At 67.9% G+C, this 16,326-nt stretch carries 11 protein-coding genes; 5 read left to right on the forward strand and 6 right to left on the reverse strand.

From position 1 onward, the window contains the following. Nucleotides 1-28: 28 nt before the first annotated feature. A complete protein-coding gene (locus ASG62_RS14350) occupies nucleotides 29-1,216 on the reverse strand; it encodes a cysteine desulfurase family protein (protein ID WP_056691575.1) in 1,188 nt (395 codons plus the stop codon). A 216-nt stretch (nucleotides 1,217-1,432) separates the two neighbouring features. Between ASG62_RS14350 and ASG62_RS14355 the strand changes: the two genes are divergently transcribed. Next, nucleotides 1,433-2,107 carry an alpha/beta hydrolase gene (locus ASG62_RS14355; RefSeq protein ID WP_056691579.1) on the forward strand — a complete coding sequence of 225 codons (675 nt, stop codon included), beginning with the start codon at nucleotides 1,433-1,435 and terminating at the stop codon, nucleotides 2,105-2,107. A 54-nt stretch (nucleotides 2,108-2,161) separates the two neighbouring features. On the opposite strand, the gene ASG62_RS14360 is transcribed toward ASG62_RS14355, so the two are convergent. Then, complete coding sequence (locus ASG62_RS14360) at nucleotides 2,162-3,283, reverse strand: anhydro-N-acetylmuramic acid kinase (protein ID WP_156382151.1); 1,122 nt, start codon at nucleotides 3,281-3,283, stop codon at nucleotides 2,162-2,164. Nucleotides 3,284-3,467: 184 nt separating this feature from the next. Here ASG62_RS14360 and tyrS point away from each other — a divergent pair, with 184 nt between their 5' ends. After that, on the forward strand, nucleotides 3,468-4,724 hold the full coding sequence (tyrS, locus tag ASG62_RS14365; RefSeq protein ID WP_056691582.1) for a tyrosine--tRNA ligase: 1,257 nt from the start codon (nucleotides 3,468-3,470) through the stop codon (nucleotides 4,722-4,724). Nucleotides 4,725-4,780: 56 nt separating this feature from the next. On the opposite strand, the gene ASG62_RS14370 is transcribed toward tyrS, so the two are convergent. After that, a complete protein-coding gene (locus tag ASG62_RS14370; RefSeq protein ID WP_156382152.1) occupies nucleotides 4,781-8,089 on the reverse strand; it encodes a hypothetical protein in 3,309 nt (1,102 codons plus the stop codon). Nucleotides 8,090-8,353: 264 nt separating this feature from the next. Between ASG62_RS14370 and ASG62_RS14375 the strand changes: the two genes are divergently transcribed. The 3 genes from ASG62_RS14375 (at nucleotide 8,354) to ASG62_RS14385 (ending at nucleotide 11,119) form a co-directional block, all read left to right on the forward strand. After that, nucleotides 8,354-8,833: a peroxiredoxin gene (locus ASG62_RS14375; protein ID WP_056691588.1), complete on the forward strand. Its 480-nt coding sequence runs from the start codon at nucleotides 8,354-8,356 to the stop codon at nucleotides 8,831-8,833. A gap of 14 nt (nucleotides 8,834-8,847) precedes the next feature. After that, nucleotides 8,848-9,669, forward strand: a complete 822-nt coding sequence (locus ASG62_RS14380) for a ferritin-like domain-containing protein (protein ID WP_082537039.1) — start codon at nucleotides 8,848-8,850, stop codon at nucleotides 9,667-9,669. A gap of 151 nt (nucleotides 9,670-9,820) precedes the next feature. Continuing rightward, nucleotides 9,821-11,119, forward strand: a complete 1,299-nt coding sequence (locus ASG62_RS14385; protein WP_056691593.1) for a M23 family metallopeptidase — start codon at nucleotides 9,821-9,823, stop codon at nucleotides 11,117-11,119. A 24-nt stretch (nucleotides 11,120-11,143) separates the two neighbouring features. Here the strand turns inward: ASG62_RS14385 and prfB are convergent. The 3 genes from prfB to ASG62_RS14405 form a co-directional block, all read right to left on the reverse strand. Beyond that, nucleotides 11,144-12,272, reverse strand: a protein-coding gene (gene prfB / locus ASG62_RS14390; protein WP_156382153.1) for a peptide chain release factor 2 whose coding sequence is annotated in 2 segments (ribosomal slippage) — nucleotides 11,144-12,202 and nucleotides 12,204-12,272 — 1,128 coding nt in all. Because the reading frame shifts where the segments join, the coding sequence is not laid out codon by codon here. 134 nt (nucleotides 12,273-12,406) lie between these two features. Then, entirely contained in the window at nucleotides 12,407-14,839 is a 2,433-nt protein-coding gene (locus ASG62_RS14400) for a penicillin-binding protein 1A (protein WP_056691600.1), read from the reverse strand. 231 nt (nucleotides 14,840-15,070) lie between these two features. Continuing rightward, nucleotides 15,071-16,282: an N-acetylmuramoyl-L-alanine amidase gene (locus tag ASG62_RS14405; protein ID WP_244487501.1), complete on the reverse strand. Its 1,212-nt coding sequence runs from the start codon at nucleotides 16,280-16,282 to the stop codon at nucleotides 15,071-15,073. Nucleotides 16,283-16,326 lie beyond the last annotated feature (44 nt).

Consider the following 16,326-nt stretch of genomic DNA (forward strand, 5'->3'; position numbering starts at 1 on the left):
ACAAGGAAAGGCCTGATATCCGCGTTATTCAAGCCGCCTTCGGGTCGATAAGCCGCATCGCGGCACGGCCGGCCAAGCCGGCCAGCGCATCCGCGAAGGCGTCGATCTCGTCCAGGCCCGTCTCGTAGCCGAAACTGACGCGGATCGCACCCATCCGCGAATCGATGCCGGAGCCCGCCTCCTCCATCGCCTTCAGGACGGCGCTGGCGCCGACCTTTCCCGACGAGCAGGCCGATCCCGCCGAGACGGCGATGCCCTGAAGGTCGAAGGCGATCTGCGCCGTCTCGGCCGCGAGGGCCGGAATGGACAGCAGGACCGTGTTCGGAAGCCGCTCCGCATTCCGCGCGACGATGCGCGGCCCCGCCATCGCATCGATGCGCGCTTCGAGATGGCGGCGGATGAGGAGGAGCCTTTCGGCCTCGCCGGACGCAAGCCGGGCCCGCGCCACCGTCGCGGCGGCGCCGAAGCTCGCGATGGCGGCGACGGCCTCGGTGCCGGATCGCCGGCCCTTCTCCTGCCCACCGCCGACGAGGAGCGGCATCGGCCGGCGCTGGGGATCGCCGAGCACATAGGCGCCGACGCCCTGCGCCGCGCCGATCTTGTGGCCGGAGAGGATCAGCGCCGTGCAGCCGAGACGCTTCATGTCGAGCGGCAGGCGTCCGGCGCCCTGCACGGCATCGACCACGAGACGCCCGGCCTCGGCGAAGCGGCGGACCTCCGGGCGACTGAGATCGGCGACGACGCCCGTTTCGCTATTGGCGAGCGTGACGGCCAGAAGCGGCAGGTCGTCCGGATCGGAAGCCTCGATCAGTTCGGCCAAAGCACGGGAATCGAGGCGGCCATCGGCATCGAGCGGCAGATGCGTGACGCGGCCGGGAAAGAGCCGGCCGGCCTCGCGCAAGGCGGCGTGATCGCCACGCCCGACCGCCAGATCGCGGATCGTCACCTCGCTCTCACCCTGCAGCCAGGCAGGCGCGAGGCAGGTTGCGGCGGCTTCGCTCGCGCCTGAGGTGAAGACGACCGCTTCGGGATCGGCGCCGACGAGCGCCGCGACCTCGACCCGGGCGCGCTCCACGATCGCGCGGGCCCGCCGCCCCTCGGCGTGGACGGAAGAGGGATTGCCTGCCGTCTCCAGCGCATCCATCATCGCGGCGCGGGCTTCGGCAAGAAGCGGCGCACCGGCATTGTGGTCGAGATAGATGCGACGGGCAGCCACGGCGATCGTCCTGTCCTTTGCTCGGCAAAGCCGCAAAGTCTGGCGCTCAAGGCGCCGAGCTCCCAAATTCCTTGAAAGCCAGTCACCTTCTAGACTACATAGCGCCTTCGGTGGAAGCGTGTAGTTTTGAACCGTTCTAAACTGGAACCTAAGAGCCCGCGTGTTCTGCGTCAAGCCGCGCCGCCCCGCGCCTCCTGCCGCATAGGATTTTACATCATGCCTGAAGTCATCTTCAATGGTCCCGCCGGTCGCCTCGAGGGGCGCTATCAGGCGGGCAAGGAGAAGAACGCGCCGATCGCGATCGTGCTGCATCCCCATCCCCGCTTCGGCGGCACGATGAACAATCAGATCGTTTATCAGCTTTTCTACATGTTCGTGGAACGCGGTTTCACGACGCTGCGCTTCAATTTTCGCGGCATCGGCCGCAGCCAGGGCGAGTTCGACCACGGATCGGGCGAGCTTTCGGATGCGGCGGCCGCGCTCGACTGGGTGCAGAGCCTGCACCCGGATTCCAAGCATTGCTGGGTCGCGGGCTATTCCTTCGGCGCCTGGATCGGCATGCAGCTCCTGATGCGCCGGCCGGAGATCGAGGGCTTCATCTCGATCTCGCCCCAGCCGAACTCCTACGACTTCTCCTTCCTGGCGCCCTGCCCTTCGTCGGGCCTCATCATCCACGGCGACAAGGACAAGGTCGGCCCGCCGAAGGACGTTCAGGGGCTGGTCGACAAGCTGAAGACGCAGAAGGGCATTCTGATCACGCAGAAGACGCTCGTCGGCGCCAACCACTTCTACACCAAGCACTTCGAAGAGCTGATGGCCGAGACCACGGACTATCTCGACCGGCGCCTCGCCGGCGAGCTGGTGGATGTCCGGCCGAAGCGTCTGCGCTGATCGTCTAACTCCAAGATCAAAAACGGCCCGGATCGCGTCCGGGCCGTTTTCGTTTCAGGGCCAGGCGATCAGGCCTCCGGTCATTGCGACGGGCGCGCCGGTCGTCGTCGGAAAGGTCAGGGCGAGGCCGCGCGCGGAGCGCACCGCGAGATAGGCCCAGGCCTCGGCCTCCATCGCATCCCCGTCAAAGCCCGCCTCCTCGGCGGTCATCACCCGAGCGTCCGAGCCCGCACCCTCGACGAGATCGCCGAGAATGGCGGGGTGCTTGCGCCCGCCGCCGCAGATGATCCAGAGCTTCGGCGCCTTCGGCATATGCTCGGCCGATTTGAGGATCGCCTGCGCGGCGACGAAGCAAAGCGTCCGTGCGACGTCCTCCAGCGAGCCCGAGCCCGCCGGCGGCATCGGAAAGTCGAATCGGTCGAGAGACTTCGGCGCGGGCTTTGCGAAGAAGGGCGAGCCGAGATAGGCGGCGGCGAGTTCGTCGAGAATGCCGCCTTCGGCCGCGATCGCACCGCCCTGGTCGTAGGAAATGCCGACCTCGTTCTGCACCCAGCGATCGAGAAGAGCATTGCCCGGCCCGCTGTCGAAGGCGATCGGATCTCCCGCACCATCGATATAGGTGACGTTCGAGATGCCGCCGATATTGACGAAGACCACGGGCTCACGGCGCAGATCCTGCGCAAGTCCCGCCGCCAGCGCCGCATGATAGGCCGGCACGAGGGGCGCGCCCTGCCCGCCCGCCGCGACATCGGCGGCGCGCATGTCGTGGACGACCGGCCGGCCGAGCGCGGCGGCAAGGCGCGGTCCGTCGCCGAGCTGGACCGTCAGGCGCTCGGCGGGGCGATGCAGCACCGTCTGTCCATGAAAGCCGACGAGATCGACGGTACCGAGATCGATGCCGGTCTCGCGCGCGAAGGCGCGCACGGCGTCGGCATGGAGGTCGGTGATCTCGCGCTCGAGGTTTGCGAGGTCGCCCGGCCGCTCGCCGCGGCGGACGATCGCCTTGGCGTCTTCGAGCCCGGCCTCCAGCCGCCGCCGAAACGCCGCGTCCAGCGGATAGGCCGCGGAGGGACCGCGCTCCACGATGCTTTCGCCGTCCGTCTTCACGAGGGCGACGTCGATGCCGTCCATGGAGGTTCCGCTCATCAGGCCGATGGCGGTCAGGAGAGGTGACAAGGCTCTTCGCCTCCGGTCTGAGTTCTGGGCACCCGCTCTGGAGTTCTCCGCGTTTGACGGATAAATCGATCGGCGGCTTGTCGTTAGACCAAGTCGGGCCGAGGGCGACAACCCCGGCTCTCCGCTTCCCGCACCGTCTTCCGCCGGCCCTGCCTCGCGCGGCCCGCAACAGGACCTCGATCCCATGACCGCCTTCAAGTCCGACTTCCTGGCAACGCTCGCCGAGCGCGGCTTCATCCACCAGACCTCGGACGATGCCGGGCTCGACAAGCTGTTCCAGACCGAGACCGTGACGGGCTATATCGGGTTCGATCCGACGGCGAAGAGCCTGCATGTCGGCTCGCTCATGCAGATCATGATGCTGCACTGGATGCAGCAGACGGGCCACCGGCCGATCGCGCTGATGGGCGGCGGCACCGGCATGATCGGCGATCCCTCGTTCAAGGACGAGGCGCGCAAGCTGCAGACGGTCGCCGACATCGCCGACAATCTGGCCGGCATCCGCCGCTCCTTCTCGCAGTACCTGCGCTTCGGCGAGGGGCCGACGGATGCGCTGATGCTCGACAATGCCGAATGGCTGCTGGAGCTGAACTACGTCTCGTTCCTGCGCGACGTGGGGCGGCATTTCTCGGTCAACCGCATGCTGTCCTTCGATTCGGTGAAGCTGCGGCTCGACCGGGAGCAGTCGCTCTCCTTCCTCGAATTCAACTACATGATCCTCCAGGCCTACGATTTCTCGGAGCTGTTCCGCCGAACCGGCTGCAAGCTCCAGATGGGCGGCTCGGACCAGTGGGGCAACATCGTCAACGGCATCGATCTCGGCCGGCGGATGGACGGCGCGGAGCTCTACGCGCTGACCTCGCCGCTGCTCACCACCTCCTCCGGCGCCAAGATGGGCAAGACCGCGTCCGGCGCGATCTGGCTGAACCCGGACATGCTCTCCCCTTACGACTTCTGGCAGTACTGGCGGAACACCGAGGACGCCGATGTCGGCCGCTTCCTCAAGCTCTACACGGTCCTGCCGATGGCCGAGATCGCCAAGCTCGAGGCGCTCGGCGGCAGCGAGATCAACGAGGCGAAGAAGGTGCTCGCCGGCGCCGTCACCGCGCTCCTGCACGGGCAGGAGGCCGCTGATCTCGCGGCCGAGACCGCGCGCCAGACCTTCGAGTCGGGTCAGGTTTCGGCCAGCCTGCCGACGATCGAGGTGCCCGCCATGGAGTTCGAAGCGGGCATCGGCATTCTCGCGCTCTGCGTGACGGCGGGCCTCGCCGCGTCCAACGGCGAGGCGAGGCGTCACCTGAAGGGCGGTGCCGTGAAGATCAACGACCGGACGATCGACGACGAGCGCCGCGCCGTCGGCCCGTCCGACCTTCTCGAAGGCGACGTCGTGAAGCTGTCGCTCGGCAAGAAGAAGCACATCCTCGTTCGCCCCGCCGGCTGACGGGGGACGCTGGATTTCACCGCCAGGACGAACGTCCGGCGGTGAAGCCGGCCCGATCAGGGACCGTAGGCGAAGATGTTCCGGAAGATGCCGGGGGCGATGGCGGAGATAGGGTTCACCTCCAGCGTCGGCGATTCGAAGGCGCCGGCGAGACGGTAGGTGATGCCGATCAGGCCGCCCTCGTTGCCATTGCCGAGGATGAGGCCGAGCACCGGGATCTTGCCGAACATGCCGTTCAGCCCATAGGCCGGCATGAAGGAGCCGGTCACGTCGATGCGGTTCTTGGCATCGTAGATCGTGCCGGCGAAGCTCGACCCGAAGACGGGCCCGCGAATGATCCCGTCCTTCACGCGCAAGCCGTCGCGCCCATAGGCGATGCCGGCGGAGGCGTGGTCGAAATCCGCGCGCTCGGTGCGCAAGGGGGCGCCGACGGCCTGCGACAGGCTCGTCGAGTTCGGCCCGGTCGGCGCCCCGACGAGGCGCGACAGGCGGGGCTCGTCGACGAGCGTGAAGTTTTCCGCGATCATCTTTCCGGCGTAGCCGTCGTCGCTGGAGCCGAGGAGGCTGAGCGCCATCGCGCCGCCCTCCATGCGCCCGTAGACGCCGCCGAAATCGATGAGCCGGCCGGCATTGGCGGCGCGGATCTCGATCGAGCGATTCTTGCCGCGCGGCGAGACCTCGACGGTGAAGCGACCTCCTCCGCCGTCGACGCCGGCAATGGAGAGAGCCGCCACCGCGCCGGCGCTTCCGGCATAGTTCAGCGAGACGTTGCGCAGTTCCTGCCCGCCGAAGCCCGAGACGCTGTCGAGCGAGACGGTCGCGTCGATCTGCCTCGCCTGCTTGGGCGGGCCTTTCGCCGCCCGCTCGCCGAGCGAGGCGCGAAGATCGGCGAGGAACGGCCGCGCATCGAAGCGCGAGCCGCTCAGCTCGAAACTATAGCCGTTGTCGGCGCGCCGGACCTTCAGCGTCGCGTCGTCGCCGGGATTGAAGGCGACGCTGGAGAGATTGGCCGAGACGAGACCGTTCTTGTCGGCCGAGACCTCGCCGGTCGCGGAGAACCCGGCGCCCTTCAGGCTGAGATCGCGCAGCTTCGTCGCGCCGTCGCCGGTGACGAGATCGAAGTCGAGCTTGGCCGCGACGCCGCGGCCCTTGCTCCAGCCGAGAACGGGAAGCGCGATCGTGCTGGCGCCGAGATCGACCGAGGCACGGAAGCCGTCGCCGGGGCCGCCCTTGGCCGTCAGCGTGGCCGCGATCTTGCCGTCCACGACGCCGTCGAGCGCCGGTATGATCCGGGCGGCCTCTTCGCCGTCGAGATCGACATCGACGACAAGGCGGCGATCGACGGCGGGCGTCGGGCCGAAGGGCTGGCCGAAACGGATGGTGGACGTGAGCCCGTCCACCTCGCCCTTCAGCTCGCCCTCGACCGCGCCGGGCACGATGGAGAGAGGGCCACTGAGCCCTGTGAGCTTGCGCCCCTCGAAGGGCTTGGCGAGCGAGGCGTCCTTCAGGGCGACGTCCACGGCGTAGGATGCCAGCTCCTTGCCCTTGGCGACATCGTCGCCGAGGATGAAGTCGACATTGGCCGTGACGGTCGCCGTGCCCGATACGTCCTCGGGCTTAAGGTCGAGGGTTCTCAGCGCATTGATCGGCGGCCGCGCGGCCACCGCGAGAAGATCCTTGGCATCGCCGGTCAGGCCGAGGGCGATGGTGAACTCGACATCGTGGATCGAATCGGTCGGCATCTTCGCAAAGCGCAGGAGGCTCGGCGTCGCCGATATGGAGGGAAGGCCCTGCACCTTCGCCTGATCGACGCGGATCGTCGTGTCGCCGCCCAAAACCTCCAGCCGACCCGAAGCGCCCTCGATCTCCGCCATGTCCTGCACCGTCGAGAGCCCGACATCCGAAAAGTCGAGTGTCAGCCTCATCTCCTCCGGGGTCGGATGGTGCCGCGGGCGGAACGCTTCGCCGAGGCGTGCGCGCGTGAGATCGAGGGCGAAGACGGCGCTCCGCGCGCCGCCGGCATCGCGAATGTGCTCCATGACCCAGCGCCGGGTGTTCGGCGCGAGGTTGAACGGCCAGAAGGCCTTGACGTCCCGCGTCGACAGGCCGTCGCTGGACAGATGGACGTGGTTGGCGGCCTCCGGCGTGCTGGTGTCGAACTTCGCATCGCCGACGATGCTGCCGGAAGCGGTGCGGATCGCGATCGTCGGCACGACGAGGTCGAAGGGCGAGAGCCCGACGGAACCTTCGAGGGCGAGCGAGGCGGTCAGGGGCTCCGACGTTTCCAAGGCCATTCCGACGGTCGAGCGCATGTCGCGGGCATCGAGCCTGAAGGCCAGACGGTCGTCCGGCGTCAGGGCGACGCGGCCGCCGAGCTGCATGGAGACGCCGTCGAAGACGACGAGGCTTGGCTGAAGCACGGCTTCCTGCGAGCCCTCGCGATAGGCGAGATCGACGGTCGCCGCCTCGACGCGCGCATGGCCGCGCCCGGCCTGCACCGCGCCGGGACCGACGGCGGTGGACAGGATCAGCGTGCGGGCCTCCTCGCCGGGCGTCGAGGACAGATCGACGCGCAAGGACAGCTTGGTGTCGGCGGCGAAGGGGCGCGTGTCCAGCCGGTCCGCCTCGTCGCCGGGCGGCACGATGCGGCCGATGTCGAGCGGGCCGAGCACGAGGTCGAGACGGGAGAGGCGCTGGGCATCCCCGTCGAAGGCCGCCTCGCCGTTCAGCGCAAGCGTCAGGTCGTCCACGCCGAACCGGGCGGCCAGCCGAAGCGCGGACGGGTCGGACAGGTCGAGCGAGGCCGAATCGACGCGGGAAAGGAAGGGGCCGCCCGCCGCGCCGATGGGCGCGACGATGGTGATGCCCGAGAGAGAGACGCGATCGAGCCTGGAGCGCAGGAGCGCGTCCATGCGCACGTCGGCAAGCTTCAGGGCGGCGTCGATGCTCGCCGGTCCGGCTCCGCCGGAACCCAGGGAGAAGCCGCCCTTCGTGAGGTCGATCGTCGCGCCCGACATGGACAGGCTGCGAATGGCAAGGCGCCCGCGCAGGAGCTGCATCGGGCGCAGGCCGACCGTCAGCCGCGCGACCTTCGTCGCCGTCACGCCCGTCGCCGCATCGCCGAGACGGATATCGCGCCAGCGGATCTCGATCGAACCGTCGCTTCCGATGCCGAAGGACTGGCGGCCGAGTTCGGCCACCATGCCTTTGCCGAGCAGCCCCGTCGCGATCGCCTCGGACCGCTTGCGCAGCGCATCGCGACCGGCGCCCGTGCCGACGACCATGAACAGGATCGTGGCGAGGATCAGAAAGATCGTGAGAAGACGGCTGACCAGCCCGCCGCAGACCCGGAAGACTGGCTTCATGCGAAAGATGCGGTCCGAGACGGCGTGCGGCCCTTGCAAGGCGACGCGAAACGGGGCGCATCGGGTCTTCTCACCATCGACATCCCGAGCAACCACTCCCCGACCGAACGCGACCCGGCTCGCCGTTCGCACAAGGATTCGTCCCTATGCGGCCCGACGGTCGCCAAAGGCGGCTGATGGCGCTATCTCACGGCTCGCGCGCGGCTGGAAGCCCCCGTCGCGAGCCCCGTTCATTCCAGTCCAATTGGCCGAAAGGAAGGCGTCATGTCCACGATCGAAGAAGGGGCTGCCTGCCCGGATTTCGCGCTGCCCGACGATCACGGCGAAACCGTCGCGCGAGACGCTCTCGCGGGCTCGCCTTTCGTCCTCTACTTCTACCCCAAGGACGACACGTCCGGCTGCACGCAGGAGGCGATCGACTTCACCAAGCTCGCGCCCGACTTCGAGGCGCTCGGCATCCCGGTCCTCGGCGTCTCGCCCGATCCGGTGAAGAAGCACGGGAAGTTCCGCGACAAGCACGAACTCGCCGTCCGGCTTCTCTCCGACGAGGATAAGGTGCTTCTCTCCGCCTTCGGCGTCTGGACCGAGAAGAGCATGTACGGCCGCAAATACATGGGCGTCGAGCGCACGACGGCGCTCGTCGGCGCGGACGGGCGGATCGTCCGGCTCTGGCCGAAGGTCAAGGTGCCGGGTCATGCCGACGAGGTTCTGGCGGCGGCCAGAGCCCTGCCCAGGGCGGGCTGAAAGCCTTGAGTGCCGTGGAGACCATCGCGGTCGCGAGCCTTCGGGAGGGCGCCATCCGCGCCCTGTCGGAAGCCGATCTCGCGCAGAAGGTGGCGCTGACCGAGGAGGTGGGGCGGCGCTGGTTCGCCCGCACGCTTGGGCTCCACTCGCCGCTCGACCCGCCGCTGCCCACCCGGCCCGGACGGCCGGCCAAGCCCGACCTCGTTTCGCCGCGTTCGGTGAAGCGCCGCTCCGTCCACACGGAGGCCGGGCGGATCGCCATGATCCACGCCCTCGCCCATATCGAGCTGAACGCCATCGATCTGGCGCTCGACATCGTCGCGCGCTTCACCTCCGAGCGCGTGCCGCGATCCTTCTTCGACGGCTGGATGACGGTCGCCATGGAGGAGGCCAAGCATTTCGGGCTCCTGTCCCGGCGCCTCGCCTCGCTCGGCTCCTTCTACGGCGCCCTGCCCGCCCATGACGGGCTCTGGCAAGCGGTGGAGGTGACGGCGCACGATCTCGGCGCGCGCCTCGCCATCGTTCCGCTGATCCTGGAAGCCCGCGGGCTCGACGTGACGCCCTCGCTTCTGGAGAAGCTGGAGGCGACGGGCGACGAGGAGACCGCCGCGATCCTGACGATCATCTACAACGACGAGAAGAAGCACGTCGCGATCGGCGCCAAGTGGTTCCGCTTCCTCTGCGCGCGCGAGGGCCGCAATCCGGCCGAGCGCTTCCAGCATCTCGTCCGCCAATGCTTCCGCGGCGAGGTGAAGCCGCCCTTCAACGACAGGGCGCGAGCGGAGGCCGGGCTGACGCCGACCTTTTACCGGGCGCTCTCGCCGCTTTCGAGCTGAACCGCGCCGTCATCTTTTCGGATTGTCCAATCGGATCAAACGGTAAGCCGGCGAAATCCCGCTTGGAAAGGTTTGATTAACCTTAACGATGTCTAATCGCGTCTGAGAACCGGCGCCGTCGCGCCGCCTTTTCCGATTCGGGATCGCGCGAATGAGTTCGGGCCAGCATCACGGCGCCTTCGGCCGACCGGCGCTTCCCCACACGGTCGTCATCGCCCGCGGCGAGACGATCCGCCACTTCACCGTTCGGCCCGCGATGCTCGCGCTGACGACGGCTCTGGTCTCGGCGGCGATGCTCGGGGCTTTCGGCTCGGCCGCCTACGTTCTTCTGCACGAGGACCTGCAGACGGCCGGCGTCGCGCGGCAGGCGCGGCTGGCCCAGGCCTACGAGGACCGGATCGCGACGCTGCGCGCGCAGCTCGACCGGTCCGTCAGCCGCCAGCTGCTCGATCGCGAGAAGGTGGAGACCAAGGTCGCCGTGCTCCTCGACCAGCAGGTCGAGCTCGAAGCGCGCTACGACAAGCTGGCGCCGCTGCTCGACCGCGCCCGATCCAGCGGGCTGATCGAGGCGGGCGCCGAGGTGCCCGTTCCCGTCGCCAATCCGCGGTCGCTGGACAGCGTCGGCGCCGAAGGGCAACCCCTGGCCTACTCCGCGACCGGCGCATCGCAGGCCTTCGACCGCTTCAAGCTGGTGGATCACCTCGCGGGCGACGGTCTCTCCGCCCCGATCGCGGGCTCCAAGCCGCAGATATCGCCGGACCTCATCCGCAGCATCGGCGAAGCGGTGGAGACCCACGAGGCGCGGCAGATCGAGAAGCTCGATGCGCTGGCCGAGGGCGCGCGCGCGAAAGCGGCGGGAATCACGGACGCGCTGCGCTCCGAGGGCATTCGCCTTCCCCTGCCGGAGGCGGAACAGACCGGCGGCCAGGGCGGGCCCTTCGAGCCGGTGCCGGAAGGCTACCGCTTCGAGGCGAGCCTCGGCGATCTCGACACGGCCCTCACCCGCCTCGACGCGGTGCAGACCGGCATCCGGCATCTGCCGCTGGAGCGGCCGGTCGCCACCACGGCGATCAGCTCGACCTTCGGCGTCCGCTCCGACCCGTTTCTGGGCCAGGCGGCCATGCACACGGGGCTCGACTTCGTCGCCGAAAGCGGCACGCGCGTCGCCGCGACGGCGCCGGGCACGGTCGTCTCGGCCGGGCTGACCGGCGGCTACGGACAGATGGTGGAGGTGGATCACGGCGACGGCTACGCGACCCGCTACGCGCATCTGTCGCGGATCCTGATCGGCGTCGGGGACAAGGTTGCGGCGGGCGACATCGTCGGCGAGGTCGGATCGACCGGCCGGAGCACGGGACCGCATCTTCATTACGAGGTGCGCCATTCGGGGATCGCGGTCGATCCCGCCGGCTATCTGCGCGCCGGAAAGAAGATCGACCGGCTGGGCTGAAGCGCCGAGCCGGCCGCAGGATCGTCAGTCGACGTCGCTGACCTCGATGTCGCCGCCATGGACGCGATGCGCCAGCGCGGCCTCCATGAAGAGGTCGATCTTGCCGTCCAGCACGTCGCCGGGCGCCGTGCTCTGCACGCCCGTGCGAAGGTCCTTCACCATCTGATACGGCTGAAGGACATAGGACCGGATCTGGTGACCCCAGCCGATATCGGTCTTCGACGCGGCCTCGGCATTGGCCGCCTCTTCCCGCTTCTGCAGCTCGGCCTCGTAGAGGCGGGCGCGCAGCATGTCCCAGGCGATGGCCCGGTTCTGATGCTGGGAGCGACCCTGCTGGCAGGCGACCGCGATGCCGGTCGGAATGTGCGTGATGCGCACCGCTGAATCCGTCGTGTTGACGTGCTGTCCGCCCGCGCCGGACGAGCGATAGGTGTCGATCCGGCAATCGGACTCGTTGATCACGATGTTGATCGTGTCGTCGACGACCGGATAGACCCAGACCGAGGCGAAAGACGTGTGGCGCTTGGCCTGGCTGTCGTAGGGCGAGATCCGCACGAGGCGGTGGACGCCCGATTCGGTCTTCATCCAGCCATAGGCGTTGCGGCCCTTGAGGAGCAGCGTCGCCGACTTGATGCCGGCCTCCTCGCCCGAGTGCTGTTCCAGCAGCTCGACCTTGTAGCCCGCCCGCTCCGCCCAGCGCATATACATGCGCAGGAGCATCGAGGCCCAGTCCTGGCTCTCCGTGCCGCCCGCGCCCGAATGCACCTCGACATAGGTGTCGAAGCCGTCGGCCTCGCCGGACAAAAGCATCTCGATCGAGCGCTTGTCGACATCGGCCTTGATCGCCCGAATGGCGGCCTCGGCCTCCTCGACGATGGAAGGGTCGCCCTCTTCCTCGCCCATCTCGATCAGTTCGACATTGTCGGCAATGCCCTGTTCGAGCGCGCGGATGCCGTCGATCGAGCTTTCCAGATACTGGCGCTCGCGCATCTGCTTCTGCGCCTCGGCGGCGTCGTTCCAGAAGTTCGGATCTTCGGACTTGGCGTTCAGAACCTGGAGTCGTTTAAGGGAAGCATCCCAGTCAAAGATGCCTCCTCAGCAGGCTTACGGCCTGCTTGATTTCGTCGACCATCGTTTCGATCTCGGCACGCATGCCGCTACCCCCGTCGTTCATGAGGAATGGGAAGTCTCGACCATAAGGTCCGAACCGCGCCTTGAACAGGTGCGGCGCTCGTTTTCACGCGAGGTACGGGCGCACTTCGTGCAGCGCGCCTCGCCGGGCGGCGGTCAGAAGAGTCCGCCCGCCCCCTGCACGATCGCCTGCTCGGCCTCCGGCGAGATGACGGCCGGCGGGGAGGACGCCATTTCGTCCTTGCCGATGATCGAATAGCTGTCGGCCGGGCCCGTGCCGGGCTTGAAGGCCTCGACGATCGTGCCGTCGCCCTTGGCGGCCATGCCGGTCTTGCGGTCGATCGAGACGAGCGTCATGCCCTCGGGAACGCGGAAGTCCACCGGCGGCTTGCCGGCCAGCGCGACCTTCATGAACTCGGTGAAGATCGGCGCGGCAAGGCCGCCGCCGGTCTGGCCGTGGCCGAGCGGCGCGGGATTGTCGTAGCCGATATAGAGGCCGGTCACGAGATCCGGCGTGTAGCCGACGAACCAGGCGTCCTTCTCGTCGTTGGTCGTGCCGGTCTTGCCGGCCACGGGAACGCCGAGTTCCTTGACGCTCATGGCCGTGCCCCGCTGGACGACGCCCTCCATCATCGAGGTGATCTGGTAGGCCGTCATCGGGTCGAGAACCTGATCGCGATCGTCGACGAGTTCGGGCTCCTGCTGATCGTTCCAGGTCGGCTGGTTGCAGCCCTCGCATTTGCGGTTGTCGTGCTTGTAGACCGTGCGGCCATACCGGTCCTGCACGCGGTCGATCAGCGAGGGTTCGATCGAACGACCGCCATTGGCCATCACCGAATAGGCCGTGACCATGCGCATGACCGTCGTCTCGCCGGAGCCGAGCGCCATGGGCAGGTACTGGGCGAGCTTGTCGTAGACGCCGAACCGTTCGGCATATTCGGCGACGAGCTTCATGCCCATGTCCTTGGCGAGGCGCACGGTCATCAGATTGCGGCTCTTCTCGATGCCCTGGCGCAGCGTCGAGGGACCGGCCGAACCGCCGCCGTAGTTCTTCGGCGACCAGTAGCCGCCGTTTCCGTCGGGGATCGAGATCGGCCCGTCCATGATGACGGAGGCCGGCGTGTAGCCGTTGTCGAGAGCCGCCGCATAGACGATCGGCTTGAAGGAGGAGCCGGGCTGGCGCATGGCCTGCGTCGCGCGGTTGAACTCCGACTGCGAATAGGAGAAGCCGCCGACGAGCGCGAGGACGCGGCCCGTATGCGGGTCCATCGAGACGAGCGCGCCCTGGACCTTCGGCGGCTGGCGCAGCCGATAGCCGCCGCCCGCGCGGTCTTCCAGATAGACGACGTCGCCGCGCGACAGCACCTGATCGACCGCCTTCACGGTGCCGGACCGGCCCTCCATGTTGAGGCGCATCGCCCATTTCATGTCGGCGGCGGAGATCGAGACGATCTTGCGGTCGGAGCCGAGACGCCCGCCCGCATCCTTGGACGGCTGGAGGCCGAGGCTGGCCCCGCTCGGCTCGGAGGCGAGCACGACGGCCAGATGCCATTCCGGCACGTCCGTATAGGTCGGGACCTTGCCGAGTTCCTGGCCCCAGTCGCTGCCGAGATCGATGCGCGAGACGGGGCCGCGATAGCCCCGCGCTTCGTCGTACTTCAGGAGCCCGTCGTGCAGCGCGGTACGCGCCTGAACCTGAAGCTTGGGATCGAGCGTCGAGCGGACGGAGAGGCCGCCCTCGTAGAGCGCCGTGTTGCCGTAGCGGGCGATGACCTCGCGGCGGACCTCTTCGGTGAAATACTCGGCCGCGAAGAGATAGGTGCCGGACGGCTTGGGCTTCACGCCGAGGGGCTTGGCCTGCGCCTCGCTCGCCTCCGCGCGCGTGATGAACCCGTTCTCGGCCATCTGATCGATGACCCAGTTGCGCCGCTCCACGGCACGGTCGGGATTGCGGAAGGGGTTGTAGTTCTCGGGCGCCTTCGGCAGAGCCGCCAGATAGGCCGCCTCCTGGATCTCGAGCTCGTTCACCGACTTGTCGAAATAGGCGAGCGAGGCGGCAGCGACGCCGTAGGAGCCGAGGCCGAGATAGATCTCGTTCAGGTAGAGTTCGAGGATCTTGTCCTTGGAATAGGCGCGCTCGATCCGCAGCGAGAGGATCGCCTCCTTGACCTTGCGCTCCATGGACTGCTCGCGCGTCAGGAGGAAGTTCTTGGCGACCTGCTGCGTGATCGTCGAGCCGCCCTGCAGACCGTCGCCCTTGGCCACGACCATGGCGGCGCGCGCCAGGCCCTGCACGTCGATGCCGGGATGGCTGTAGAAGTTCTTGTCCTCGGCGGCGAGGTAGGCGTCCTTCAGACGCTTGGGAACCGCCTGGATCGGCAGGAAGAGGCGGCGCTCCTTGGCGTATTCGGCCATCAGCGAGCCGTCGGCGGCATGAAGGCGCGTCGTCACCTTCGGCTCGTAATTGGCGAGCACCTGATAGTCCGGCAGATCCGCGCTGATCTCGTGGATGTAGAGCGCGACGCCGCCGGCCACGATGAGAGCCAGAACCGACCCGATCCCGAAGAAGTAACCCAGCAGCCTGATCATTCGCACTCCGTCCGCGACACCGCCGGGCTGTCGCCAAGGCTTCAAGCCCGCTGCTTCCGTTGCGAACGCACGGCGGAAGCCGCACCGTCCGGTTTCCGGTGGTTCGCCGTCAGCTCTTAAGCAAGGCCCGCTTCCTCTGCTGGAAAAATACGGCGGAGGAGTGTCGCTAAAGGCGCGGCAGGGCCATCTGCGCGCGCGACTGTGGCACCGCTGCAACGCATTTTCGCGGTGTCACCGGCCGGAGGCGACCGGCGTGCGGTTTTTCAGAAAGTCGAGCACCGCCCGCGAGATGGCCGAGGTCGTGTCCTCCCGCCAGTCCTTCTTCAAGAGAAGCTTCTCGTCTTCGTCGTTGGAGAGATAGCCGATCTCGACGAGGACCGAGGGCACGTCCGGTGCCATCAGGACGCGGAAGCCGGCGGAGCGCTTCGGGTTCTTGATCAGCCTGATCTGATGGTCGCCGAAGGCGTCCACCAGTTCGGCCGCGAAATGCTCGGAGAAGCTGTCGGTCTCGCGCCGCGTCAGATCGACGAGAATGTCGAAGACCTCCGGCTTTCCCTGCCGCCATTCCGGCCCGGCGAACCGATCCGCCGAGTTCTCGGAATCGGCGATTTCCAAGGAGAGCGTGTCCGAGGCCTTTTCCGAGAGCGTGTAAACCGTGGCGCCCCGGATGTCGCGATAGCGGATCGAATCGGCATGCATGGAGATGAAGAGGTCCGCCTTGGCGCGTCGCGCGATCTCGGAGCGCTCCGTCAGCGGGATGAAGCGGTCGTCCTCGCGCGTCAGGAGAACGCGGACCTTCGGGTCCTTGGCGAGCGCGTCGCGCAGCGCCAGGGCGAAGGCAAGGTTCACCTCCTTCTCCAGCGTTCCGGCGGGGCCCCTCGCCCCGTTGTCGACGCCGCCATGGCCGGGATCGACGACGATGGTGAAGACGCCGGGCGCGGCCGGCGCGGTCGTCTTCGGCGCGGCCTCGGAGGTGATGGGCACGCCCTGCACCGCCGCGGCATTGGCAAAGCCGATGCCGTCCGTGCGCTCGAAGCGAAGGGTGAGGATCGTCCGGCCGTCCTCGTCGCGCGTCTCGGCGACGGGCAGCGCCGTCGCCTTCAGCGTCCAGACGATGCGGAACCGGTCGGCGGAGACGAGGCCCTGGCGCATGTCGACGACGGCCTTCGGATCGGCCGGTGCCGGGACGGGGGCGGCGGAGACCGTGTCGAAGAGATCGAGCGCGACGCGGTCGGGATTGCGCAGGAGAAGGATGCGCGAGCGGGGATGCCCCTTGAAGGTCAACACCGCCTCGAAGCGGCCGTCCTTCGATCCCTGCTGGAAGCCGGTCATGACGGCCTCGCCCGTCGCATCCGGCCCGGGTTCCTCGGCAAGCGAGCGAGTCGGGGCCGCGAGCATGAGGAAGACGGCGACCATGGCCGCCGCGAAAACGCTGTATCGCATCGAAATCCGAAAAACTGATCGGGTGAACCGTTCCATGCCTCGAA

This window comes from Aureimonas sp. Leaf427 (genome assembly GCF_001425485.1).
In the GTDB taxonomy this organism is placed as follows: Bacteria; Pseudomonadota; Alphaproteobacteria; order Rhizobiales; family Rhizobiaceae; genus Plantimonas.

Coding starts and splice junctions, on each gene's coding strand:
- ASG62_RS14385 (WP_056691593.1), top strand. CDS start 9,821: ATGAGTTCGGGCCAGCATCACGGCGCCTTCGGCCGACCGGCGCTTCCC.
- ASG62_RS14375 (WP_056691588.1), top strand. CDS start 8,354: ATGTCCACGATCGAAGAAGGGGCTGCCTGCCCGGATTTCGCGCTGCCC.
- ASG62_RS14400 (WP_056691600.1), bottom strand. CDS start 14,839: ATGATCAGGCTGCTGGGTTACTTCTTCGGGATCGGGTCGGTTCTGGCT.
- ASG62_RS14405 (WP_244487501.1), bottom strand. CDS start 16,282: ATGCGATACAGCGTTTTCGCGGCGGCCATGGTCGCCGTCTTCCTCATG.
- tyrS (WP_056691582.1), top strand. CDS start 3,468: ATGACCGCCTTCAAGTCCGACTTCCTGGCAACGCTCGCCGAGCGCGGC.
- ASG62_RS14370 (WP_156382152.1), bottom strand. CDS start 8,089: ATGAAGCCAGTCTTCCGGGTCTGCGGCGGGCTGGTCAGCCGTCTTCTC.
- ASG62_RS14355 (WP_056691579.1), top strand. CDS start 1,433: ATGCCTGAAGTCATCTTCAATGGTCCCGCCGGTCGCCTCGAGGGGCGC.